This is a genomic window from Streptomyces sp. SAJ15, from assembly GCF_007595705.1.
Lineage (GTDB): Bacteria > Actinomycetota > Actinomycetes > Streptomycetales > Streptomycetaceae > Streptomyces.
This window is the reverse complement of record NZ_NISY01000004.1, coordinates 107,353-131,204: the sequence shown is the minus strand read 5'-3', so window position 1 is coordinate 131,204 and position 23,852 is coordinate 107,353. Positions and strand designations below refer to the sequence as shown.

19 protein-coding genes and 1 pseudogene are annotated in these 23,852 nt (G+C 72.7%); 8 read left to right on the top strand and 12 right to left on the bottom strand.

Features of this window, described 5'->3' with window-relative positions; genetic code table 11:
* Positions 1-243 precede the first annotated feature (243 nt).
* The 3 genes from CD790_RS13790 to CD790_RS13780 all read left to right on the top strand — a co-directional run bounded on the left by CD790_RS13790 (position 244) and on the right by CD790_RS13780 (position 2,947).
* Positions 244-1,029: a carbon-nitrogen hydrolase family protein gene (locus CD790_RS13790; RefSeq protein ID WP_144383505.1), complete on the top strand. Its 786-nt coding sequence runs from the start codon at positions 244-246 to the stop codon at positions 1,027-1,029.
* 200 nt (positions 1,030-1,229) lie between these two features.
* Entirely contained in the window at positions 1,230-1,880 is a 651-nt protein-coding gene (locus CD790_RS13785; RefSeq protein ID WP_186319008.1) for a hemerythrin domain-containing protein, read from the top strand.
* A 191-nt stretch (positions 1,881-2,071) separates the two neighbouring features.
* The gene (locus CD790_RS13780; RefSeq protein ID WP_144383504.1) at positions 2,072-2,947 is read left to right on the top strand and encodes an AfsR/SARP family transcriptional regulator; all 876 of its coding nucleotides are present in this window, start codon (positions 2,072-2,074) and stop codon (positions 2,945-2,947) included.
* A gap of 24 nt (positions 2,948-2,971) precedes the next feature.
* Here CD790_RS13780 and CD790_RS13775 read toward each other — a convergent pair whose 3' ends face one another.
* The 11 genes and pseudogenes from CD790_RS13775 to CD790_RS13725 form a co-directional block, all read right to left on the bottom strand.
* On the bottom strand, positions 2,972-4,234 hold the full coding sequence (locus CD790_RS13775; protein WP_144383503.1) for a nucleotide sugar dehydrogenase: 1,263 nt from the start codon (positions 4,232-4,234) through the stop codon (positions 2,972-2,974).
* 17 nt (positions 4,235-4,251) lie between these two features.
* Entirely contained in the window at positions 4,252-5,370 is a 1,119-nt protein-coding gene (locus CD790_RS13770; RefSeq protein WP_144383502.1) for a DegT/DnrJ/EryC1/StrS aminotransferase family protein, read from the bottom strand.
* 2 nt (positions 5,371-5,372) lie between these two features.
* On the bottom strand, positions 5,373-6,560 hold the full coding sequence (locus CD790_RS13765) for a DegT/DnrJ/EryC1/StrS aminotransferase family protein (RefSeq protein ID WP_144383501.1): 1,188 nt from the start codon (positions 6,558-6,560) through the stop codon (positions 5,373-5,375).
* A gap of 182 nt (positions 6,561-6,742) precedes the next feature.
* Positions 6,743-7,853, bottom strand: a pseudogene (ispG, locus tag CD790_RS13760) (flavodoxin-dependent (E)-4-hydroxy-3-methylbut-2-enyl-diphosphate synthase).
* Positions 7,850-9,757, bottom strand: a complete 1,908-nt coding sequence (dxs, locus tag CD790_RS13755) for a 1-deoxy-D-xylulose-5-phosphate synthase (RefSeq protein WP_144383500.1) — start codon at positions 9,755-9,757, stop codon at positions 7,850-7,852. Before dxs ends, ispG begins: the two are co-directional and overlap by 4 nt.
* Positions 9,750-10,148 (bottom strand): DUF6917 domain-containing protein, encoded by a 399-nt coding sequence (locus CD790_RS13750; RefSeq protein ID WP_144383499.1) that lies wholly within the window; start codon positions 10,146-10,148, stop codon positions 9,750-9,752. The genes dxs and CD790_RS13750 overlap by 8 nt, the downstream gene beginning before the upstream one ends.
* The gene (locus tag CD790_RS13745) at positions 10,145-11,242 is read right to left on the bottom strand and encodes a Gfo/Idh/MocA family protein (RefSeq protein ID WP_260867555.1); all 1,098 of its coding nucleotides are present in this window, start codon (positions 11,240-11,242) and stop codon (positions 10,145-10,147) included. Before CD790_RS13745 ends, CD790_RS13750 begins: the two co-directional genes overlap by 4 nt.
* Positions 11,239-12,387 carry an Ldh family oxidoreductase gene (locus CD790_RS13740; RefSeq protein ID WP_144383498.1) on the bottom strand — a complete coding sequence of 383 codons (1,149 nt, stop codon included), beginning with the start codon at positions 12,385-12,387 and terminating at the stop codon, positions 11,239-11,241. Before CD790_RS13740 ends, CD790_RS13745 begins: the two co-directional genes overlap by 4 nt.
* The gene (locus CD790_RS13735; protein ID WP_144383497.1) at positions 12,384-13,721 is read right to left on the bottom strand and encodes a M20/M25/M40 family metallo-hydrolase; all 1,338 of its coding nucleotides are present in this window, start codon (positions 13,719-13,721) and stop codon (positions 12,384-12,386) included. The genes CD790_RS13740 and CD790_RS13735 overlap by 4 nt, the downstream gene beginning before the upstream one ends.
* Positions 13,718-14,677, bottom strand: a complete 960-nt coding sequence (locus CD790_RS13730; protein WP_144383496.1) for a sugar phosphate isomerase/epimerase — start codon at positions 14,675-14,677, stop codon at positions 13,718-13,720. Before CD790_RS13730 ends, CD790_RS13735 begins: the two co-directional genes overlap by 4 nt.
* Positions 14,667-15,683, bottom strand: a complete 1,017-nt coding sequence (locus CD790_RS13725; RefSeq protein ID WP_144383495.1) for an oxidoreductase — start codon at positions 15,681-15,683, stop codon at positions 14,667-14,669. Before CD790_RS13725 ends, CD790_RS13730 begins: the two co-directional genes overlap by 11 nt.
* Before the next feature lie 188 nt (positions 15,684-15,871).
* Here CD790_RS13725 and CD790_RS13720 point away from each other — a divergent pair, with 188 nt between their 5' ends.
* From CD790_RS13720 to CD790_RS13705, 4 genes are all read left to right on the top strand, one after another.
* Positions 15,872-16,702, top strand: coding sequence for a class I SAM-dependent methyltransferase (locus CD790_RS13720; RefSeq protein ID WP_144383494.1), 831 nt, complete (start codon positions 15,872-15,874; stop codon positions 16,700-16,702).
* A 281-nt stretch (positions 16,703-16,983) separates the two neighbouring features.
* A complete protein-coding gene (locus CD790_RS13715) occupies positions 16,984-17,934 on the top strand; it encodes a UbiA family prenyltransferase (protein ID WP_144383493.1) in 951 nt (316 codons plus the stop codon).
* A complete protein-coding gene (locus CD790_RS13710) occupies positions 17,934-19,172 on the top strand; it encodes a benzoate/H(+) symporter BenE family transporter (RefSeq protein WP_144383492.1) in 1,239 nt (412 codons plus the stop codon). Before CD790_RS13715 ends, CD790_RS13710 begins: the two co-directional genes overlap by 1 nt.
* Before the next feature lie 191 nt (positions 19,173-19,363).
* Entirely contained in the window at positions 19,364-21,661 is a 2,298-nt protein-coding gene (locus CD790_RS13705; RefSeq protein WP_144383491.1) for an MMPL family transporter, read from the top strand.
* Between the two features lie 89 nt (positions 21,662-21,750).
* Here the strand turns inward: CD790_RS13705 and CD790_RS13700 are convergent, their stop codons facing one another.
* On the bottom strand, positions 21,751-22,338 hold the full coding sequence (locus CD790_RS13700; protein ID WP_144383490.1) for a helix-turn-helix transcriptional regulator: 588 nt from the start codon (positions 22,336-22,338) through the stop codon (positions 21,751-21,753).
* Between the two features lie 95 nt (positions 22,339-22,433).
* Between CD790_RS13700 and CD790_RS13695 the strand changes: the two genes are divergently transcribed.
* Positions 22,434-23,843 carry an MFS transporter gene (locus CD790_RS13695; RefSeq protein ID WP_144383489.1) on the top strand — a complete coding sequence of 470 codons (1,410 nt, stop codon included), beginning with the start codon at positions 22,434-22,436 and terminating at the stop codon, positions 23,841-23,843.
* The last annotated feature ends 9 nt before the right edge of the window (positions 23,844-23,852 follow it).

Below are 23,852 nucleotides of genomic sequence, written 5' to 3'. Positions count from 1 at the left end.
CCCTTAAGTTTTGTGTGGGAGGTGCCCGGTTCTCGCCGGGATTTATCCGGAACGGTCCCGTCCCGGCATGTTTCATGTTTATCACGGTAGTTGAAGTAGGGGGTACCCCTAGGTTTAAGCCACCCCCCCTGATATCCGACCCCGAATACACCGCGTGACGTGAGGGCGATCCTTCGCACTCTCCGTGTACGGGTATCGTGAGGAACTCATGTGCGAACGGCCAGGCTTCCGGGAGGACCCCCAGTGAGGATCGCTTGCCAGCAGGCGGCCTGCGGCACCACCGGCCTGGCCCACTCCCTCGACCAGCTGCGCCAGGCGGCGCGCCGCGCGGCCGAGGCGGGCGCCGAGCTGCTCGTCACCCCCGAGATCTCCATCGGCGGCTATCCGCTGCTGATGAGCAATCTCAAGGAGGCGTGCGGTCCGGTCGACGGCCCGCAGTGCGCCGAGGTGGACGCCATCGCCCGCGAGTTCTCCCTCGCACTGGTGCACGGCTGGCCGGAGACCGACGGCGGGGAGCTCTACAACTCCGCCCGGCTGGTCTCCCCCCAGGGCGACACCCTCGCGGTCTACCGCAAGGCGCACCTGTACGGACGCGGCGAGCGCGCCATGTTCACCCCCGGCGAGCAGGGGGTGGTGCAGACCTCCTACAACGGCCTGACGTTGGGCCTGCTGATCTGCTACGACGTCGAGTTCCCGGAGGCGGTACGGGCACACGGGATGGCCGGCACCGATCTCCTGCTGGTGCCCACCGGGCTGATGCGCCCCTGGGACTTCGTCGCCCGCACCCTGGTCCCCGCCCGCGCCTTCGAGAGCCAGCTGTACATCGCGTACGCCAACTGGACCGGCACCCACGGCGGCATCGGGTTCGCCGGCCACACCACGGTGGCCGCCCCCGACGGCGGCTCGCAGGCGCTCCCCGAGCAGGGCGAGGGGCTGCTGGTCGCGGACGTCGATCCCGAGGTTCTCCGGCGCGCCCGCGCCGCCACCACCTATCTCCAGGACCGGCGGCCGGAGTTGTACCCCTCCTGACGCCGGGCCCGAGCGCCCGGCGCGGCGGCGGAGCCGGGTCGGGGAACACCCGTACCATCTATGGAACACCTTGCACCGTAGTGCCGTTCAGGGCGATACTGGACCCCGGATTTCAGAATTCATCCGTACCGACGATTCACGCCGGGCCCATTCCCCCTCCCCACCCCCGTGCCCGGCACGCCTTCGTGAGGAGTCAGCCCTTGAGCACCAAAGCGGCACCCCGGGCGCAAAGCCACCGGAAGCGCGCGTCGTTGCTTTACGCGCTGCACGACGCCTTCCGGCGCGAGGCGGCTCTCCTGGTGTCGTCCGCCGGCGTCGCCGACCCCACGGTGCTCGGGCCGGACTGGAAGCTCTTCCGGCGCTATCTGTCGATCCACCACACGGCGGAGGACGTCGCCCTCTGGCCGGCCCTGCGGTACAAGCCGGGCGTCGGCCACCGGAACCTGACGACCCTGGCCGCCATGGAGGCCGAGCACGCCGACCTGCAGCCCCTGATGGAGAGCATCGACGAGGCGCTCACCGGAGAGCGACCGACCCGATTACCCGAGTGCGCGGCCGACTTCTGCACCGCCCTGCTGGCCCACCTCGACCACGAGGAGGAGGCGGCGCTCCCGCTGGCCCTGGCCATGGCCGACGAGTGGGAGTGGCGGGTCTTCGAGCAGGTGCAGCGCCGCCTGCTGGGCCCCGAGGGCGCCGCGACCTTCCTGCCCTGGCTGCTGGACGGCGCCCCCCGACACACCCGGCGCGAGGTGCTGGGGCTGCTCTCCCCCGTCACCCGGCTGAAATTCCAGACACTCTGGCGTCCACGCTACGAACGAAAAAATCGTTGGCAGCTTCCGGACACGGAATGAATTCACCGCTTTATCTTCACAGCTGCAACCAGAAGCGGAATTCCCGGTTCGGAAAGAGGCTGTTGAATCGGTCACTTACGTGGCCTAGGATATCCGCCACCTCTACAACCGTTTCACCTTAGGCTGCCGAACGAGGGCCGCCGACTGCTGGGCCTGATGGGACGCTCGCCTGGAAGGTGTACGAGAACGCCATGGAATTTTCCGTATTAGGCCCCCTTCGCGTCAGCGAAGGGGGACACTCTTATACACCGACGGCTCCCAAACAGCGGCAGCTGCTCGCCCTGCTCCTCCTCAACGCCAATCAGGTCGTCTCCACCCGCACCTGCATCGACGAGCTCTGGGAGGACGCGCCGCCGAACACCGCGCTCTCCACCATCCAGTCGTACATCCTGCAACTGCGCCGCGCGCTGGGGCGGATTCCACGGATCGGCTCGCTCCAGGCGGCCCGGCGGGTCCTGGAGACCCGCGACGGCGGATATCTGCTCGTCGTCCGCGGCGACGAGCTGGACGCCCATCGGTTCACCGCGCTGGTCCGCCAGGGTCGGGCCCGGCTGCGCCGGGACGACGCGGGCGCCTCCCGGCTGCTGGGCGAGGCGCTGCGGATGTGGCACGGGTCGGCCCTGTCCGACGTCCAGGCCGGGCCGGTGCTCCGGGCGCATCTGGTCGGGCTGGCCGAGGACCGGATCAGCGTGCAGGAACAGCGCATCGACGCCGACCTGCGGCTGGGGCGCCACCATGAGCTGCTGGGCGAGTTGAGCGCGCTCACCGCCCAGCACCCCACCCAGGAGTACCTCCACGCCCAGTTGGTGATCGCGCTCTACCGCTCCGGCCGCCGCACCCAGGCGCTGGAGGTGGTGCAGCGGCTGCGCCGGGTGATGCGCGACGAGCTGGGCCTGGAGCCGTCGCCGCGCATCCAGGAGCTGCACCAGGCGGTGCTGGTCTGCGACCCGGTGATCGACAAGCCGGCCGGCACCGACTCCGTGTCGCACCTGGCCGGTTGTCCCGGCGACGGCGAGGTGCTGTCCCACGACGCTCCGCGCGCCGCCGCCCCCCGGGGCCGCTCCTGAGCGGCGCCCGGGAGGCGGCCCGGTTCAGAGCGACTCGATGTGCTCGGCCGGCGGGATGCGGTGGCGGCAGTCGAAGACATAGCGGGCGTGGGCGGCCACCGCGGCGTAGTCGAAGGCGTCGTGGTCGGTGGTGATGAGCACCGCGTGGGCCGCCGCCAGCTCCTCCTGGGTCGGCTCCACCCGGGTGAGACCGGGGATGTCCGGGCCCTCGGTCACATGCGGATCGGCCACCCGCACCGCGGCGCCCGCCTCGATCAGCATCCGGGCGATGGGCAGCGCCGGGGACTCGCGCACGTCCCCGGTGTTGGCCTTGTAGGCCAGCCCCAGCATGAGAATCCGGGAGCCGGTGACGGTCTGCCGCCGCCGGTCCAGGCCCCGGGTGAGCCGCCGCACCACGTACTCGGGCATCTGGTTGTTGAGCTCGTCGGCCAGCTCCACCAGCCGGAACCGCTTGCCGTGGGTCCGCTCCACCTTCCAGGACAGATACAGCGGGTCCACCGGCAGACAGTGTCCGCCCACCCCCGGCCCCGGGGTGAAGCGCATGAAGCCGAACGGTTTGGTGGAGGCGATCTCCAGGGCGTCCCAGACGTCGACCCCGATGTGTTCGGCGTGCGTGGCCAGCTCGTTGACCAGGGCGATGTTGACGTGCCGAAAGGTGTTCTCCAGTACCTTGGCCAGCTCCGCGACGCGTGGCGAGGGGGCGACCACCACCTCCTCGACGATCGTCGCGTAGAACGCGCGGACCCGCTCCAGCGAGGCGGCGTCGACCCCGGAGACCACCTTGGGGGTGGTCTCGAAGGTCCATCGCGCGTTACCGGGGTCGATGCGCTCGGGGCTGTAGCCGAGGTGGAAGTCGACGCCCGGCGCGAGGTCGGAGCCCTTGTGCAGCAGCGGGGCCAGCACCTCCTCGGTGGTGCCCGGGTAGCTGGTGGACTCCAGGATCACGGTGGCCCCGGGGCGCAGCCGCGAGGCGAGGGCCTCGCCGGCGGACTCGATGTAGCTCAGGTCGGGGACGCCCTCGTGCAGCGGGGTGGGCACGGTGATGACGGCGATGTCGAAGCCGTCCAGGTCGTCGGGGTCGATGCTGGGCCGGTAGGTGCCCCGGTCGAGGATCGCGCGCAGCCGCTCCGCCGCCACGTCCCCGACGTAGCTGTCCCCGGCCGCGAGCTTGTCCACGCGCCGCTCGTCGATGTCGTAACCGACGACGTGGAAGCCGCGTTCGGCCGCCGCGACGGCCAGCGGCAGCCCCACGTACCCCTGACCTATCACGACCAGTTTCGTGGTCATCGAAAGCTCCTCCGTGCTCAGTCGAAGAATTCGCAGATCGCGTCGGCGATGTAGGTGACCTGCGCATCGGTGAGGTGCGGCCAAATGGGGATGGCCAGGTTGTGGTCGCTGGCGTGCTGGGCGCCGGGCCAGTCGACGCCGTCCGGCGCGTACCGCTCGAAGGCGGGCTGGCGGGGCAGCGGCACGGGGTAGTAGACGTGGCTGCCGATGTTCTTCTCGGTCAGCCAGGCGCGCAGATCGCCGCGGCGCCGGACCAGCAGCGAGTAGACGTAGTAGCAGCGGCCGTCGCGCCCGGCGGGCGGGGCGAGCAGACCGCGCTCGGCCAGCGGGGCGAAGCGCTCGGTGTAGTAGTCGGCGATGCGGGCGCGCCGTTCCAGCCGGTCGGCGAAGCCGCCGTGCCGGTGCAGTTGGAAGGCGGCGAGGATCTCGTCGAAGCGGCTGTTCTGGCCCACGCGGTGGTGCAGGAAGCGGTGGACGCCGTCCTGGCCGTGGTTGCGCAACATCCGCACGGTGCGTGCCAGCTCCGGGTCGTCGGTGAGCACCACCCCGCCCTCGCCGGCCGTGCCGAACGCCTTGACCTGGAAGAACGAGAAGACCCCCAGGTCTCCCCAGCGCCCCGAGGGGACACCGTCCAGCACCGCGCCCTCGGCCACCGCCGCGTCCTCGATGACGGGGACGCCCTGCCGCTGCGCGATCTTCTTGATGCGCGGCATGTCCGCCATGATCGAGAAGATATGGGCCGGCATGACGGCCCGGGTCCGCTCGGTGATCAGCCGCTCCACGGCGTCCGGGTCGATCACCATGGTGTGCGGGTCGACGTCGGCGAAGACGGGGGTCGCCCCCAGGTTGGCCACCGAACTGGCCACGGGCTGGCAGCAGAAGGCGGGCACGATGACCTCGTCTCCGGGGCCGACGCCCAGCGCCTGGACGGCGAGGTTGAGCCCGCCGGTGCCGCTGGAGCAGGCGATGACGTGTTCGGCGCCGGTGGAGCGGGCGAGCTCCGCCTCCAGCTCCGCGGTGCGCCGGCCCAGGATGAACTTCTGCTCGGCGTCGGTCCCCACCTCGTGCAGCAGCCGCTTGAACGCCTCGCGGTCCTGCTCGAAGAGGTCGGGGGGGAAGAAGGGGATGAGGGACATCGTCACCGCCTCCCGGCGTAGAAGTCGAAGATCGCGGTGCACACGGTGTCGAGCTGCTCTTCGGTGAGGTCCGGGTAGAGCGGCAGCGCGACGGTCCGCTCGCAGGCGGCCTCGGCGACCGGGAAGCGGCCCGCGCGGTGGTCCGGGTGCCCGGCGTAGCAGGGCTGGAGGTGCAGCGGCCGGGGGTAGTAGGTCTCGGTGCCGATCGAGCGGGCGGTCAGATGGGCCACCAGCTCGTCCCGCCGCTCGACCTCGACGAGGTAGACGTAGTGGACCGGGTCGCTGGCGACCGGCCGCGCCACCCGGCGGGGCACGGCCAGCACCCCGTCGGCGCCGGCCAGTCGCTCGGTGTAGGCGGCGGCGAGCTCGGCGCGGCGGGCGATGTCCTGGTCCAGTCGGGTCAGCTTGGCCAGCAGCACCGCCGCCTGGACGTCGTCCATCTTGCTGTTGGTGCCGGAGACCCCGGAGAGGTTGGAGATCCCCGCGATGTGGTCGATGGTCCGGCCCATCCGGCCGTGGTGGCGCAGCACCCCGGCCCGCTCGGCGACCTGCTCGTCATCGGTGAGGATCATTCCGGCGTCGCCCAGCGCGCCGAGGGTCTTGGTGGGGAAGAAGGACAGCACGCCGCCGGCGCCCAACAGGCCGGCGTGGGTGCCGTTCCAGCGCATCCCGATGGCCTCGGCGCTGTCCTCCAGCAGGGTCAGCCCATGGCGGTGGGCCAGCCCCGAGAGCGCCGCCATGTCGGCGAGCTGGCTGAAGAGGTGCACGGGCAGCAGGGCGCGGGTGCGGTCGGTGATCGCCGCCTCGGCGGAGCCGGCGTCCATGCCGTAGTCGCCGTCCGCGGTGATGTCGGCGAAGACCGGGGTGGCCCCGGCCAGGCTGACGGCGGAGGCGGAGGCGAAGAAGCTGAAGGCGGGGACGATGACCTCGTCGCCCGGCTCGACGCCCGCCGCGCGCAACAGGAGGACCAGGGCGTCGGTGCCGCTGTTGACCGCCACGGCGTGCCGGGCGCCGGTGTATCCGGCGATGGCGCTTTCCAGTTCGGCGACCTTACGGCCATGGGAGTACTTGCCGCGGTCGAAGACGTCATCGGTGTGCCGAGCGATGAGCGGCCACAGCTCGGTGAAGCTTTCCGCCTGGGTGAAGAACGGAACCGGTGGCGCCTGGCGCGGAATTGACGTGGTCGGCATGGGAATGACGCTACGGAGGTGCCCGCTTGTGCCGCTACGGACAATAAATTGCCGGTCCTTCGCGGAATTAGCAGGGCTTGTCATGGGCCCGGGCATGGAAAAGGCCCCCGATACGACACCTGATGTCGTATCGGGGGCTTCCTGAATCCGTCGCGGTGGGGGAATCCGTCGAAGGGCTCCGCTCAGGCGACGTCGACCTCGGGCTTGCCCGAGGGGGTGCCGTCCTGCTCCATCCGCTCGGCGAGCTTCATGGCCTCTTCGATGAGGGTCTCGACGATCTTCGACTCGGGCACCGTCTTGATCACCTCGCCCTTCACGAAGATCTGTCCCTTGCCGTTGCCCGAGGCCACACCGAGGTCGGCCTCCCGAGCCTCGCCGGGACCGTTCACGACACAGCCCATCACCGCCACCCGCAACGGCACCTCCATCCCCTCAAGACCCGCGGTCACCTGATCGGCCAGCTTGTAGACGTCCACCTGGGCACGCCCGCAGGAGGGACAGGATCTGGATGCCGACCTTGACCTCCTCCGCCGGCGGAGCGGAGAGGGAGACCCGGATGGTGTCGCCGATGCCCTCCGAGAGCAGGGCGCCGAAGGCCACCGCGGACTTGATGGTGCCCTGGAAGGCGGGGCCCGCCTCGGTGACGCCCAGGTGGAGCGGGTAGTCACACCGGGCGGCGAGCTGCCGGTAGGCGTTGACCATGACCACCGGGTCGTTGTGCTTGACGGAGATCTTGATGTCCCTGAAGCCGTGCTCCTCGAACAGCGAGCACTCCCACAGCGCCGACTCCACCAGCGCCTCCGGCGTGGCCTTGCCGTACTTCGCCAGCAGCCGCTTGTCCAGCGAACCGGCGTTGACGCCGATACGGATCGGGACACCGGCGTCGGAGGCCGCCTTGGCGATCTCCTTCACCTTGTCGTCGAACTGCCGGATGTTCCCCGGATTGACCCGCACCGCGGCGCAACCGGCGTCGATCGCCGCGAACACGTACTTCGGCTGGAAGTGGATGTCCGCGATCACCGGGATCTGCGACTTCCTCGCGATCACCGGCAACGCGTCCGCGTCATCCTGCGAGGGGCAGGCCACCCGCACGATCTGACACCCCGAGGCCGTCAACTCCGCGATCTGCTGCAACGTCGCACCGATGTCCGCCGTGACCGTCGTCGTCATGGACTGCACCGACACCGGCGCACCCCCGCCCACGGCCACCGACCCCACCTGGATCCGTCGGCTGGCCCGGCGCGGGGCGAGGGTGGTCGGTACGGCCGGGATGCCGAGTGAGACGGCGGTCATGAGGCCCCCTTCAGTCGGGCGGCGCCGGCCGCCGCCAGCGCCTCGGCGATGTCGTCGGCGAGGGTCGCGGGTTGGAGTCCGGCCTCGGTCAGCAACTCGCCGCGGCTGCCGTGGTCGAAGAACTTCTGGGTCAGGCCGAAGGTGTGGACGGGGGTGGCGACCCCGCCGTCCCGCACCGCCTGGGCGATGGCGCCGCCCACCCCGCCCACCCGGCCGTTGTCCTCGACGGTGGCCACCAGCGCGTGGTCGGCGGCGAGCCGCACCAGGGCCGGGTCGACCGGCTTGACCCAGCACGGGTCCACCACGGTGGCCGTGATCCCGCGGTCGGCGAGCTCCCGGGCGGCGGCGAGCGCGGTGCCGGCCATGGCTCCGACGGAGACCAGCAGCACGTCGACGCGCTGGGTGCCGCGCGGCCGGGCCAGGACGTCCAGGCCGCCGACGGTGGCGACCGGCTCGGTGTCGGCGGCGACCGGCCCCTTGGGGAAGCGGACCACGGTCGGGCCGTCGGTCACCGCCACCGCCTGGCGCAGTTGGGCCCGCAGCCGGGTGCCGTCGCGCGGCGCGGCGATCCGTAGGCCGGGGACGGCCTGGAGGATCGACAGGTCCCACATGCCGTTGTGGCTGGGGCCGTCGTTGCCGGTGGCGCCCGCCCGGTCCAGGACGAAGGTCACCCCGCAGCGGTGCAGCGCTACGTCCATCAGCACCTGGTCGAAGGCGCGGTTGAGGAAGGTGGCGTAGACGGCCACCACCGGGTGCAGCCCGCCGAGGGCGAGGCCGGCCGCCGAGGTCACCGCGTGCTGCTCGGCGATCCCCACGTCGAAGACGCGCTCCGGGTAGGCGGTCGCGAAGGCGTCCAGGCCCACCGGTTGCAGCATGGCGGCGGTGATGGCGACGACGTCCTCGCGCTCCGCCCCGACCTCGACCATCTCCTTCGCGAACACCGAGGTCCAGGAGGGTCCGGTCGGCCGGGCGCCGGGCGTCGCGACCGCGCCGATGGCGTGGAAGCGGTCCAGTTCGTGCGCCTCGGCGGGCGGGTGGCCGTGGCCCTTGCGGGTGATGCAGTGCACGATGACGGGCCCGCCGAACGCCTTGGCGCGGCCCAGCGCGGCCTCCACCGCCGCCGTGTCGTGGCCGTCCACCGGCCCGACGTACTTGAGCCCCAGGTCCTCGAAGAGTCCCTGTGGGGCGACGAGGTCCTTCAGCCCCTTCTTCGCCCCGTGCAGCGCGTCGTAGAGCGGGCCGCCGAGGGGCCTGTCGCGCAGCCGGTCCTTGCCCCAGCGCAGGAAGCGCTCGTAGCCCTGGGTGGTGCGCAGGGTGGTGAGGTGGTCGGCGAGCCCGCCCCGGGTGGGGGCGTAGGAGCGGCCGTTGTCGTTGACGACGATGATCAACGGCAGGTCCTTGGCGGCGGCGATGTTGTTGAGCGCCTCCCAGGCCATGCCGCCGGTGAGCGCGCCGTCGCCGATGACCGCGACCACGTGGCGGCCGGTCAGGCCGCGCAGCCGGTGCGCCTTGGCGAGGCCGTCGGCGTAGCTCAGCGCGGTCGAGGCGTGTGAGTTCTCGATGACGTCGTGCTCGGACTCGTCCTGGCTGGGGTAGCCGGAGAGCCCGCCGCGGCTGCGCAGCCGGGAGAAGTCCTTGCGGCCGGTGAGCAGTTTGTGGACGTAGGTCTGGTGGCCGGTGTCCCACAGCAGGCGGTCGCGCGGGGAGTCGAAGACCCGGTGCAGGGCGATGGTCAGCTCGACCACGCCGAGGTTGGGGCCCAGGTGGCCGCCGGTCCTGGAGACGGCGGCGATGAGGAACTCCCGGATCTCGCGGGCGAGCTCGGGCAGCCGGGACGGGTCCAGCGCCCGCAGGCGCTCCGGGCCGGTGACGGTGTCCAGCAGCGGGGTGGGCGGCTCAGCCAAAGCGCACCTCCATCTCCGGGGTGAGTCCGAGGTCCGGGCCGGTGGCCGTCTTGTCGACCGCGATCAGGACGTTGTAGTGGTTGGGGAAGTGGCAGGCGTCGAAGCCGAGCACGGTGCCGATCAGATGGCCGTCGGCCCGCACCTCGTCGCCGCGGTCGATGACGCCTCCGGCGGCGATCTCCACGAAGCCCAGGAAGCCGACGCGGTCCACGACGGCGCCCGGGGTCGGGTCGTGCTGGTCGGTGGTGACCAGTTCGTGGATCTCCTCGCGGCGCACACAGCGGCTGGCGTACTCCTCCAGCACCATGCCGCGATCGTCGCGGCTGTGGATCAGGACCTTCACCAGACTGCCGGTGACCGGGCGCTTCAGCCCGTCCTCGTGGGGGTTCACGAGGCGGCTCCGGCGGTGCGGGCGGTCTCGGCCGAGGGGGCGGCACCGGCGGGCGGTACGGTGTCGGCGTCCGGGGCCGTGCGGCCCTCGCGCCGGTAGACCTCGGCGACCAGCTCCAGGGCGGCCAGCCCGTCGGCCGAGCGGTCCTCGCCGGCCCGTACGGCGGCGGCGAAGTCCCGCAGCACGCCGACGTACTCGTGCCACAACGACTGCTTGAAGCCGTCGTGGCCGCCGAGCATGTCGGCGGTGAGCACGGTGCCGTCGGCGAACCGCGCCTCGATGTCCTTGCGTTCGCCGGGGTAGGACCAGTCCAGTTCGACCCGGGCGGTGGCGCCGGTGTCGGCGCGCAGCAGCACCGTCGACCGGCGGTCGGTGCCGTGCTCGTCCCGGACGACGGTGGCGTCGACGACCCGGACCGGGCCGAGGAACTGGCGGACGGTGTCGAAGGCGTTGGGCCCGTTGTCGGCGACGCAGCCGCCGCCGCAGCGCTCCGGGTCCAGGTACCAGAGGTCGGCGCCCGCGTGCTCCTCGATCCGCTCCAGATAGCGGACGGTGAGGGAGACCAGCGGGCTGTCCAGCTCGCCGACCCGGTCGAGCAGCGCCAGCGCGTTGTCGTTGTAGCGGCGGTGGAAGGAGGTGAAGAGCACCGCGCCGTGGTCCGCGGCGGTCCGGGCCAGCATCCGCCCGTCCTCGACCCGCGTCGCCAGGGGCTTCTCCACGCAGACCGCGAGACCGGCGGCCAGCAGATCGGCGCAGACGGCGGCGTGCGCGTCGTTGGGCACGTTGACCACCACCGCGTCGAGACCGCCCGCGGCGATCATGGCGCGGTGGTCCGGGTAGCCGGCGACCCGGCCCGCGAAGGGGGCGAGCGCCTCGGGGCGCAGGTCGCAGACGGCGGCCAGCTCGACGTCGGGCAGGACGTCGAAGGCTGCCACATAGAAGCGGGAGATGACGCCGAGCCCGACGATCCCGACCCGCAGCGCCCTCCCGGGCGGCTGGGCGGCCGGGCCGCCGTCGGGCCGGCGGCCCACGCCGGAGTCCTCCACGCCGTGGCCCGCGGAGGGGTGTGGTGTCTCCTTGTTCCGGTCGGTCACGAGTTCTCCCCTTCCAGGACGGCCGGGGTCGGGAGCCGCAGCTCGGCCGCGACCGCGCGGATCTCCGCGTACAGCTCGGGGGTGAGGGGGACCCCGGCGCGCCGGGCATCGACGGCCAGGGTGGCCTCGCGCGCGCCGGGGTAGCTCACCGGGGTGCCGGGGCGCACCGGCGGGCAGTCGACCAGGGCCTGGAAGAGGCCGGCCGACTCGCCGAGGAAGTCGGCCACCGGGCGCAGCGCGCCGGGGGCGACCGCCAGCGCCAGGAAGCCGATGTCGTCGTCGCGTCCGGAGGGGCCGCCGGTGCCGGCGTACGCCTCGGTGGCGGGGCCGAGTCCGGCGCCGGGCACCAGCGCGGCGAGCACCTCGACCAGCAGGGCGAGCCCGTAGCCCTTGTAGGCGCCGGTCTCCGGGCTGCCGCCGAGCCACAGCGGGAAGCCCTCGCCGCGGTCGAGCGCGCCCGGGTCGGTGACCGGCCGGCCCTCGGCGTCCTGCAGCCAGCCCTCGGGTATCTCACGGCCGGCGCGCGCGGCCTCCCGGATCTTGCCGGTGGGCACCGCGGTGGTGGACATGTCCAGCACGTACGGCGGCAGATCGGGGCCGGCCGGGGCGGCGACGCTCATCGGGTTGGTGCCGAGCATCGCGACCCGGCCGCCCGGCGGGCGGGCGATCCGCTGCCGCCCGCAGTTGGAGGCGAGCACGGCGACGACGTCGTGTCGTCGCGCGGTGCGCTCGGTGTGGTGGCCGGCGCAGCCGAAGTGGGTGGCGTCGCGGACCGAGACCAGGCCGACGCCGTACTCGGCGGCGCGCCGGGCGGCCAGCTCCATGGCCTCGCCGGCGACCCACAGGCCGAGCCCCTTGTGGGCGTCCCAGAGGACCGCGGCGCCGCGGTCGGCGAGCACCTCGGGCTCGGCGTCCGGCACCGCCCGCCCGTCGTCGAACAGTGGCAGGTAGAGCCGGGTGAGGTTGGCCAGGCCGTGCGAGCGCATCCCCGCCAGGTCGCCGTAGACCAGGGCCTCGGCGGCGGCGCGGGCGCGCGGGCGGGGCACGCCGCGGGCGGCGAACACCTCGGTGGCGAAGCCGAGCAGGCTGTCGTAGGGGACGCGGACCGCCGTCGGGGCGGCCGCGTCGGGAAGGGTGGTTGTCATAACGATCCGTCCGTTGCCCGGGCGTCGGCGCGCCGGGCGGTGTGGTGGGCGAAGTGGTCGGTGAAGTGCCGCAGGAGCGAGCCGACCCGCGTGGCGAAGGCTTCGAGGTCGGCGGTGTCGGCGTACTCGCCCTCGGCGTGGGCGTGGTTGGCCGCCAGGTCGCCGGGGCCGAACACGGCGGTGTAGGCGTCGGGCACGCCGTGCATCCAGATGGCGTCGCAGGTGCAGGCCGGGGCGTCGGGCGGGGCGTACGGGACGCCCGCCCGCTCCAGCAGCCGTTCGGCCCACGGGTCGTGGTCGTCGAGCGCCGGCAGGCCGCGCTTGAGCCAGTCCAGGGTGGTGATCTCGGCGGCCTGGGCGGCGGTCAGGGCGAAGTCGGGGAGGGCGCCGAAGCGCCCCGCGAAGGCGGTGAGACCGGCGCGCAGCTCGTCCTCCAGCGCCCGCTGGAGCGCGGTCCCGGCGGCGGTGGTCCCGTAGGCGAGGTTCAGCAGCAGTTCCCCCGTGCCGTAGACCTTGTTGTGCAGGTGGCCGGTGTGCAGCCCGGCGACGCAGACCCGGCCGCCGTCGGTACGGGTGGCACGGGCGGCCAGGTGCTCGGCGAGGTGCTGGGCCAGGAAGCCGAGCAGCACGGTGGCGTTGTGGCCGCCGCCGGGGTGGTCGTCGATGGAGTCGGTGCCGGCGACGGTGATCCGGGCGGTGGCGGCGGCGGTGGCGCGGGGCACCAGCCGGTTCCCGGTCGGCTCGCAGAAGACGTTGAGCCGTCCGGTGTACCCGGCCGCCACCAGCGGGCGGGTGCCGAAGACGCCCATGGCGCCGCCCTCCTCGCCCGCGACCAGCTGGATGAGCACCCCCGTGGTGACGCCCAGCCCGGGTACGGACGCGACCGCCTCCCGCAGGCCGGCCAGCAGGGCCACGGCCGGGCCCTTGGCGTCGATCGCGCCCCGGCCGTGGAACCGCCCGTCGCGGCAGGCGGGCGGCTCCCATCCGGCGACCGTGTCCAGGTGCGCGTTGAACATCACCGTGCGCTCGGGCGGGAGTTCGGGCCCCAGCCGCAGCACCATGCTGGGCTGGCACTCCAGGAAGTCCGGGGTACGCTCCGCGGCCTCCCGCACGGTCCGCGGCACCCCGTCCCGGTCCAGTACGGACGGGTCGGGGGCGGCGTGGTGGACGACGCGGAAGCCCAGCGGCGCGGCGGCCTCGGCGTACGCCCGCTGCGCCTCCCACAGCCGCGGGGGCGGTCCGTCGGGGCCGGTCTCCAGGGGACCGGCGGTGCGCAGTCCGATGAGGTGCAGCAGCAGGTCCCGCTCGGCGGGGAGGAGTTCGACGGGGCTCATGAGCACACCTCGGAGGCCGTGCCGGCCCCGCGGGCCTTGTCCGGTCCTGCGGGCCCGCCGAGTCCGCCGAGTCCGCCGAGTCCGCCGATGAGCCTTTCGAGCTCCCGTCCGTAGTCGACGAAGGCGCCCAGGACGTCGTCGCCGCTCCGCGCGAGGAAGTCGTGCGGGCGCACGTTGATGTGCGGCTCGATGGACCACACCCCGGTGTAGCCGTGGTCCAGCAGATGGCGCAGCGCCTCGGGCACGCGGCAGTCGCCGTGGCCCGGCAGGGTGTAGCGGGTGTCCTCGGGGGTGCCGACGGCGTCCTTGATGTGCACATGGGCGATGTACGGGGCGAGCCGCGGCAGCAGCTCGTACGCCCGGTACCCGTAGGCGACGCCGTTGCCGACGTCGAACAGCAGTCGCAGGGCGGGGCTGTCGACGTGGGCCAGCAGGTCGAGCATGCGGTCGGCGCGGGTGCCGGCCCAGCCGGCGCAGTTCTCGTGCAGGAGGACCAGCCCGGCGGCCTCGGCGCGCGCGGTCAGCTCGGCCAGCCGGGCGAGCGCCTCGGCGCGCCAGCGGTCCCCGGGCAGGCCGTCGTTGGGGTAGGACATCACCCGTACCCGGTCGGTGCCGAGGCGGGCGCAGCGCTCGGCGAGGACGTCCAGCTCGTGCAGGTCCTGGGCGAACGGGGCGGTGATGGGGCGGGCCCAGTTGGCGATGCGGGAGTCCACGCAGACGACCTCCAGCCGGGCGGCGGCCAGCCGCTCGGCGACCCGCTCGAAGGCGGCCTCGTCGAGGTCGGCGACGGCGGTGCCGTCGACGGTGCGCAGCTCGATGGCGTCCCAGCCGAGGGTGGTGAGCGCGGTGATCTGCTCGTCCAGCGAGGCGCCCGCCTCGTCGCCGATGCCGCACAGCCGGATCCCGGCGGGGAGCCCGGGGCCCTCGGGGGTGGGACGCGGGTGCTCAGCCGACATGGAGGTATCCCTTCCTGTCCACGGCGGCGGCCTGTTCCTTGGCCCGCTCCAGCACGGCCACCACCTCGGCCTGGAGCGCGAAGTCCGCGGTGACGTCGGCGCCGGCGGCGAAGCCCCGGTAGACGTGGAGCAGACAGGCGTCGAGGGCCTCGTCGGGGAAGACCTCATGGGTCTGCGGCAGCCCGATGGGGCGCACGCGGAGATGGGCGTAGGGGTCCTCGCCGCTGACCGGGTAGTGGCCGACGGCCGTGCCGGCGTCGAACTCCAGCGTGATGCTGCGCTCGCGCAGCGGCGAGGTCAGATCGGTGTCGATCTCGCTGATCACATCCGCCTCATGGCGCAGGGTCAGTTGCGCGGTGCCCATCCGGGGCACGACGGATGTGCCGGCGCGGGCATCGGTCCAGGAGGCCGCCTCGACCCTGCCGGCGCCGGCCAGCCGCAGCGCGACGCCGACGGAGTGCGGCAGTTCGACGTCGAAGGCGCTCGGGTGGCTGGGGGTGCTCAGCGACCGGCGTAGCCGGGGCTTGCGCTGGTGCACGGTGATCCGGCGCAGTCCGCCGAGGCTGCCGGAGCGCACCAGTCGCCCCAGCCGCTCGGTGAGGGTGCTGTGCAGCCAGGGTGCGACGACGGCCAGCGCGAGCCCGCGCTCATCGCGCAGCCGGCGCATCGCCTCCACCGCCGCGCCGTCGGTGCCGATCGGCTTCTCGACCAGGAAGCGGCGGAAGCCGAGCCCCGCGAGCTCGCGCAGCACCTCCACCCGCTGGTCGGGCGGGGTGCACAGGTGCACCACGGTGCGTGCCGGGTCGAGCCGGGCCCGGGCGGCGGCCGACGAGTCCACGGTCACCAGCCCCGGTACGGGCTCGCCCGCGGGGCGGATGTCGTAGCCGAGCGGCGGTTCCGGCGCGAAGGGGTCCCCGGCGGCGGTCGTCTGCCGCAGCTTGTGGAGCACCGGCAGATGGAGTTCTCGCCCCGAGCGTCCGAGCCCGACAAGCAAGGTGTGCAGCATCGGGAACTCCTCGTGAATCCGTGAAGTGGAGCGCCCACGCTATGTCCCGACCCGCCCGCCGGTCCGTAGCAGAGCGCTAGCAGATACCTGCCTGCGCGCCGGGGGGCGCGGACACTCAATTGCCATGGCTGGAGCGGCGGTCGGGTTCCTAGCGTGGAGGGCCCGAAGCCGAATCGAGGGGGTTTCCCATGAGCGTCACCGAGGGCGCGGAGATCGCCGCGGACCCGGACGTCGCCCGGGCTGCGGAGTACGTGTTCGACCAGTCCTGGGACCAGGAGTCGGAGCGGCTGCGGACCAACGAGGCGATCTGGGATCCGGGGACGATCGAGCGGCTGGAGCGGCTCGGGGTGGCCGCCGGCTGGTCGGTGCTGGAGGTCGGCGCCGGCACGGGTTCGATCGCGGGGTGGCTCGCCGAGCGGGTCGGCCCGGACGGCCGGGTGGTGGCGGTGGATCTGGAGCCCTCCCGGCTGGACTGGCTGACCGCCGCCAACGTCGAGGCCGTGCGGCTGGACCTGCGCACCCAGGAGCTCCCCGCGGGCGCCTTCGACCTCGTGCACTCCCGCATGGTCGTGCAGCACCTGGCCGACCGCCCCGCCGCCGTCGCGAAGCTGGTGCGCGCGCTGAAGCCGGGCGGCCGGCTCTTCCTGGAGGACACCGACTCGCTGTCGCTGTTCCGCAGCTCCGCCGGGGAGGACTTCCTCCAGGACGTCAAGGCCGCCGGGTACGGGCTGATGCGCCGCTCCGGGCACGAGCCGCGCGGCGGCCACTTCGACCTGGACGCGGCGCTGGAGCTGGGCCTTGAGGAGGTCGCCGCCGAGGGCCGCGCGGTCATGGTGCACGGCGGCTCCCGCCAGGCCCGGCACTACATGCTGTGGCTGGAGTCCCTGCGGCCGCGGATCGTCGCCGAGGGCCTGGTCTCGGAGGCCCGTGTCGACGAGGCGCTGCGGGAGATGGCCGACCCGGGGCACCGCTGGCTGTCGCAGGTCCTCATCTCGACGTTCGGGCGTCGGGCGCGCTAGCCCGTACGCGGGGCGGGGGCCCGGGGGCCGAGCACGGCTCTCCGGGCCCGCGCCCCGCAGCCGCCCCGCACCGGGACCCGCACCCGCACACATCGCACCCGCGCCCGCACCGGGACCCACGCCGGCACACACCCGCACACACACCGGGACCCGCACTCGCGCCCGCACCCGCGCCCGCCGGAAAGGCCACCTCGCTCCCCGCCCCAAGGGCCGCCCGTTCCCCTCCGGGAAGGCGGCCGGCCGCTGTCCGTCCCCCATCCGCGACCGGAAGGCACCCGCCGATGTCCGCAGTGAGCACGGCCTCCCCGCCCGACCTCCGAGGGCGACTGAGGGCCTACGTCAAGCTCGGCAAGCTCTCCTTCTACGACTACTACCTGAGCCTCTTCGTCGTCTGGGTGGCGCTGCCCGAGCCGCTGCTGTGGGAGGGCCGGAGCTGGGCGGTGCTGGCGCTCTACACCCTCGGCTACGTGGGCGTGGTGGCCGCCACCGTCGCGCTGGACGACGTCACCGGCATCCGGGACGGCAGCGACGCGCGCAACTACTCCCCCGAGTCCGGGGCGCTACGCGACCTGTCGCGGAAGCCGCTGCTCAGCGGGGCGCTGTCGGTGCGCCAGGCGGAACTCTTCGGCTGGGGCGCGGCGCTGTGGGGTGCGGCGCTGTGGACGGCGACGCTCGCCGTGGCGCCGCACAGCGCGCCGTGGACGGCGGTGGCGATGCTGTTGGTGCTGCTCAGCAACGCCCAGTACTCCTACGGTTTGAAGATCAGCTACCGGGGCGGCCAGGAGCTGATCCTGGTGACCCCGGGCCTCGCCGTGCTGCTCCCGTACACGCTGCTGACCGGCGAGGTCACCGGCCTGATCGTGCTGGAGACGGTGCTGGTCGGGCTGTGGAGCCTGCTGGTGTCGGCCTACTCCAACATCAACGACGTGGAGGGCGACCGACTCGCCGGGCGGCGCAACCTCGCCACGCTCTGCTCACCCGCCGGCTACCGCCGCGTCGTCATCGGCTTCCATCTGCTGGAGCCGCTGGCGGTGGGCATCGCGATCGCGGTGGGTGCGGTACCGGCGTGGTTCGCGGCGCTGGCACTGCCGCTGTGGGCGGGCCGGGTGGCGCAGGCGCGGGCGGGGCTGGCGCGCGGACAGGTGCTGGAGGCGCGGATGCTCGGCATCAGGCTGCACCGCTGGGGAATTCCGTTGCTCCTGCTCGGCAATGCGCTTTTGTTGCACGTGTGATGAGTGATTCAGAAAACCTGACGGCCTCTTCCGCTTCCACCGCCCCGCCCCCGACCCCGTCCCCCTCCGCCTGGTCGGTCTCGACCGCCGTCGCGGGGTTGATCGTGGTCATCGTCTCGTACGCGGGCCCGATGGCCGTGGTCTTCACGGCGGCGGAGGCGGCCCGACTGAGCGACGCCCGGCTGGAGTCCTGGGTCTGGGCGATATCCATCGGCAGCGGGCTGACCTGTGTGCTGCTGAGCCTGGCCTACCGCGTCCCGGTCGTCACCGCGTGGTCGACGCCGGGCGCGGCGCTGCTGGTGACGGCGCTGACGGACCATCCGTACGACCAGGCCGTCGGCGCCTATCTGGTGGCCGCCGCGCTGACCGTGCTGGTCGGGGCGACCGGCCTGTTCGGCACGGTGATGCGGCTGCTGCCGCAGCCGGTGGCGGCCGCGATGCTCGCCGGCATCCTGGTGAAGTTCGGCATCGACCTCTTCACCGCCACCGAGGACGCGCCCGCGCTGGTGGCCCTGATGCTGGCCGCCTATGTGGTGGGGCGCCGGTTCGCGCCGCGCTGGGCGACGGCCTGGGCACTGCTGGCCGGCGTCGGCTGGACCCTGCTGACCGGGGACGTCTCCTTCGGCGGGGTCCATCCGGACGTGGCCCGTCCGGTGTTCACCGCGCCCGCGTTCTCCTGGGACGCCGTGGTGGGGCTCGGACTGCCGCTGTTCCTGGTGACGATGGCCTCGCAGAACGCGCCGGGCATCGCGGTGTTGAGCGCGGCGGGCTATCGGATGGACGCGGCCCGCTCCGGCCGCACGGTCACCACCACCGGGCTGGCCTCCGCCGCCCTGGCCCCGGTGGGCGCCCACGCCATCAACCTGGCCGCGATCACCGCGGCGATCTGCACCGGGCGGGAGGCGCACCCGGACCCGGACAAGCGGTACGCGGCGGGGGTGGTCGCCGGCGTCTGCTATCTGCTGGTCGGGGTGTTCGGCACCACGTTCATCGCGGTGTTCACGGCGCTGCCGACGGAGTTGGTGGCGGCCATCGCGGGCATCGCCCTGCTGGGCGCGCTGGGTGGGGCGCTGGCGGCCGCGACCGGGGAGGAGGCCCATCGGGACGGCGCCCTGGTCACCTTTCTGATGACGGCTTCCGGGGTGGAGCTCTGGGGCGTCGGCTCGGCCTGCTGGGGGCTGGTGGTCGGGGTGGCGACGCATCTGGCGCTGTCCCGGCGGGGGTCGGAGCGGGGTTAGGAACCCCGGGCCCCTCAGCGGCCGAACCCGCGCGGAGGCGCCGGCTCGCCCGGCGGAGGCGCGCCACGCCTATAGAACAGCTTGCACCGAAACCAATCTCTGGTACATGCTGTTTCACAGCTTCAGAACAAGGCGTACCGGAACCTCAGAACAGTCCGTCCCGCATCCCAGGATCCCAGGAGAGCTCCGACATGCTCGACAGGTTAGCGAGCCTGATTCTCCCCAGGCCGAAGAAGATTCTGCTGGCCGTGCTGATCATCGTCCTCTGCGTGGGCGGCGGCTCCATGGGCCTCACCGACCGTCTGACGATGGGCGGTTACGAGAACGACGACACCGAGTCGGCCACCACCCAGTCCGTCCTGGAGAGGGAGTTCGGCCAGGGCCGACCCAATCTCTCCCTCGTCGTCGAGGACTCCCGGGGAGTCGACGACCCGGCCGTCACCGCCGCCGGGCTCAAGCTGACGAAGGAGCTGGCGGACAACCCGGATCTGGGCAACGTGGCCTCGTACTGGTCGGCGGGCAAGGCGCCCTCGCTGCGCGGCGAGTCCGGCGAACAGGCCCTGGTCACCGGCACCGTGCTCGGCGACTTCGACCAGGTCAACGACCGGATCGAGGGCCTGAAGGAGAAGTACACCGGCACCGTCCACGGGCTCGATGTGAAGCTCGGCGGGCTGGCGTTGATGAACTTCGAGAACACCGAGCAGGCCGCCAAGGACGCCTCCAAGGCGGAGTCCCTGGTCTTCCCGCTGGTGCTGATCGTGCTCGTGGTCATCTTCGGCTCGCTGGTCGCCGCCGCGCTGCCGCTGGCGGTGGCCCTCGCCACGATGCTGCTGGTCTTCGGCCTGATGTTCGCGCTGACCTTCGTCTTCGACGCCAACAACCTGCTGGTCAACATCACCACCTTCCTGGGCCTGGGCCTGGCGATCGACTACAGCCTGCTGTTCATCACCCGCTACCGCGAGGAGCTGAAGAAGGACGGCACCGAGATCCCGGACGCCATTCGCGCCACCATGCGGACGGTCGGCCGGACGGTCACCTTCTCCGCGGTCACGCTGGCGGTGGCCTTCCTCTCCCTCATGGTCATCCCCTTCGGGATGTTCCAGTCCATCGCGGTCGGCGGCACCGTCACCACCCTGGCCGCCGCCCTCGCCACCCTGGTCATCGTCCCGGCCCTGCTGGCCTGGGCCGGCCCGCGGATCGACAGGCTGCGGCTGATCCGCCGCAGGCCGCGGGCCGAGGCGACCGGGTCGACGGCATCCGCCGGCGCCGCCGCGGAACCGGCCGAGGGGGAGGGCTTCTGGCACCGTCTGGCGGTCGTCGTCATGCGCCGCCCCGCCCCGCTGGCCGCCGGCGTCCTGGTCCTGATGGCGCTCCTCGCCTCCCCCGTCGTCGACCTGAAGATGCGCCTCCCGGACGAGCAGATCCTCCCCAAGAGCGCCCAGTCCGCGCAGGTCGCCAAGGTCGTCCAGGAGAACTTCAACAACCGCGAGGCGCAGGCCCTCCAGGTCGTCGCGCGGAACACCGGCGACCCCGCCGGGCGTGAGAAGGAGATCTCCGACTACGCGTCCGCCCTCTCCCGGCTGCCCGACGTGGCCCGCGTGGACGCCCTCACCGGCTCCTACGCCAAGGGCGAGCGCATCGTCCCGCCCGGCGAGCTGAACCGCCGCTACGCCGGCGAGGACGCCACGTATCTGTCCGTGGTCCCGGCCGTCGACGGACTCTCGGAGCGCGGCGAGACCATCGTCGACCGGGTCCGGGACGCCGACGCCCCCTTCGCCATCACCGTCGGCGGCCAGCCCGCCATCTCCGTCGACACCTTCGACCTGCTCAAGGAGCGGCTGCCCTACGCCCTGGGCATCCTGGCCGTCGGCACCTACGTGCTGCTCTTCCTGCTCACCGGCAGCCTGCTGCTGCCCCTGATGGCCATGGCGCTCAGCGCCCTCAGCCTCAGCGCCACCTTCGGCTCCCTGGTCTTCGTCTTCCAGGACGGCCATCTCCAGTGGCTCGTCGGCGACTTCATCAACACCGGGGCGATCACCTGGACCACCCCCATCCTCATCTCGGCGCTGGGCTTCGGCCTCTCCATGGACTACGCGGTCTTCATCCTCTCCCGCGTCAAGGAGGAGTACGACCGCACCGGGGACAACCAACTCGCCGTCGCCACCGGGCTGGAGCGGGTCGGCAAGGTCGTCACCTACGCCGCGGTCATCCTCTCCCTGGTCTTCGTCGTGATGCTCACCTCGGGCATCAGCTACATGAAGGCGCTCGGCCTCGGCGTCCCGCTCGCCATCCTGCTGGACGCCACCCTCATCCGCGGCATCCTGCTCCCCGCCGCCATGCGCCTCCTCGGCAACCGCAGCTGGTGGGCCCCGGGCCCGCTGCGCCGCCTGCACGACCGCTACGGCCTCAGCGAGGAGGGCCACCCGGTGGCGGGCGCGGCGCCGGCGGGCACGGAGGCGGAGCGGGAGCGGGTGGCGAGCCGCCGGTAGTCCGTCCTCGCGGCCGCACGCACACCCGCACTCGCACGCCGTACGCGTCGCCCCGCCGAACCCTCGGCGGGGCGACGCGTCGTGGCGGGTCAGGACGTCGCCGACGGGCCGGTGCGGACGACGGCCTGGTCGCCGTGGGGCCCGAACAGATGCAGGATCTCCACGGCGTGGGTGCCGGCGGGGCCGAACCAGTGCGGCTCGCCGGTGTCGAACTCGGCCACCTCGCCCGGCCGGAGGAGGAACTCGCGTTCGCCGAGGATGAGGCGGAGTTCGCCGGCGAGCACATAGAGCCACTCGTAGCCGGCGTGGGTCACGAGCCTCGGCTCACGGTATGCGAGCACCTGCTTGAAGACCTGGACCCGACCCGGGTACTGCGTCAGGGGCACGAGGACGCTTCCGCGCTCCCTGCGGTGCGGCTTCAGGTGCACGCGCGGGTCGCCGGTGGCGGGCGCCGCGATCAGCTGGTCCATGGCGACACGGTGCGCTCGCGCGAGCGGGATGAGCAGTTCGAGCGTCGGCCGGCGCTTGCCCGACTCCAGGCGCGACAGCGTGCTCACGGAGATCCCGGTGTCCTCCGCGAGCGCCTCCAGCGTGAGTCCGCGGTCGTGTCGCAGCGCTCGCAGCCGCGGCCCGATGCCGTCGAGGATCTCCGCGAGTTCCGTGTCCCTGGCGTCCATGGGTCCATTTTGCCGTTTCCGCAAAAGTGCTGGGCCGGCGCCGCCGACCGATCCGAGCATGGGCCGGCAGACGATCCCGGACCGAAGGTGCACCCGTGACCACGACATCCCCGCCAGCCCAGCCCGCCGCACTGAGTGCCCGCCGACGGTGGACGGTGCTGGCCGTCTGCGCGCTGAGCATGTTCCTGGTCGGCCTGGACACCACCATCGTCAACGTGGGCCTGCCCGAGATCGGACGCGGCCTGGGCGTCGGCACCCGTGACCTGGAATGGGTCGTGGACGCCTACACCGTGGTGCTGGCCGGTCTCCTCATCGCCTCCGGCGCGCTCGCGGACCGCTTCGGACGACGTCGCGTCTTCCAGTGCGGGCTGGTCGTCTTCGGCCTCGCCTCCCTGGCCTGCGCGGTCGCCCCCTCGCTCGGCTTCCTCGTCGCGGCGCGGGCCCTCCAGGGGGTCGGGGCCTCGATGCTGAGCCCCGTCGCCCTGGCCATCGTGGTGAACGCGATGCCCGATCCCCGGGAGCGGGCCCGGGCCATCGGCGTGTGGGCGGCGGTCTTCGGGCTGAGCATGGCGGCCGGCCCGGTCACCGGCGGAGCACTCATAGCGGCCTTCGGCTGGCGGTCGGTGTTCTGGATCAACCTGCCGGTCATCGCCGCCGCCCTCGTCCTGGTCGCCGTCTTCGTACCCGAGTCCCACGGCCAGCGCGACCGACGGCTCGACCTGCCCGGCCAGGCCCTGCTCATCCTGGCCCTGGGCCTCTCGATCGGCGTCCTCATCGAGGGACCCCGCATCGGTTGGACCTCGCCGCCGGCCCTGGTCGGCTACGCGCTGGTGGTCGCCACGGCGGCCGGGTTCGTCCGGGTCGAGCTGCGCCGGCGCGAGCCCCTGATGGACCTCGGGCTCTTCCGACGACCGCGCTTCGCCACGGCGGTGCTGGGCGCCGTGGCGGTGTTCATCGCGCTCAACGTGAGCCTGCTGCTCAACACCCTCTACCTCCAGCACGCCCGCGGATGGACGCCGCTGGAGGCGGGCATGGCGACCCTGCCCATGGCGCTCGGGGCCACCCTGTGCGCGCCGTGGTCCGGCAACCTGGTGGGGCGCCTCGGACCACGACGCCCGCTGCTCCTCGCGGGCGGGTTCACCGCCGCCGGCGGCCTCTGCCTGGTGAACCTCGCACAGCACACCAGCGTCCTGCTGCTCCTGCTGGCGTACCTGCTCATCGGCATCGGGTTCGGCTTCGCCAACGCGCCGCTCACCAACACGGCCGTCAGCGGTCTGCCGAAGTCCCGGGCCGGCGTGGCCGGGGCCATCACGTCCACCGCCCGCCAGATCGGCTCAGCGGTCGGCATCGCCCTCGCGGGCGGCCTGATCACGGGCGTCGACCCCGCCGACATCGCCCGCGCCTCCCGCCCCGGCTGGCTGCTCGTGACGGCCTGCGGACTGTTCCTCCTCGTCGTCGCCCGCGCCTCCCAGGAGGTGGCCGCACCGGCCCGGAAGACGCCCTGAGGGGATCGC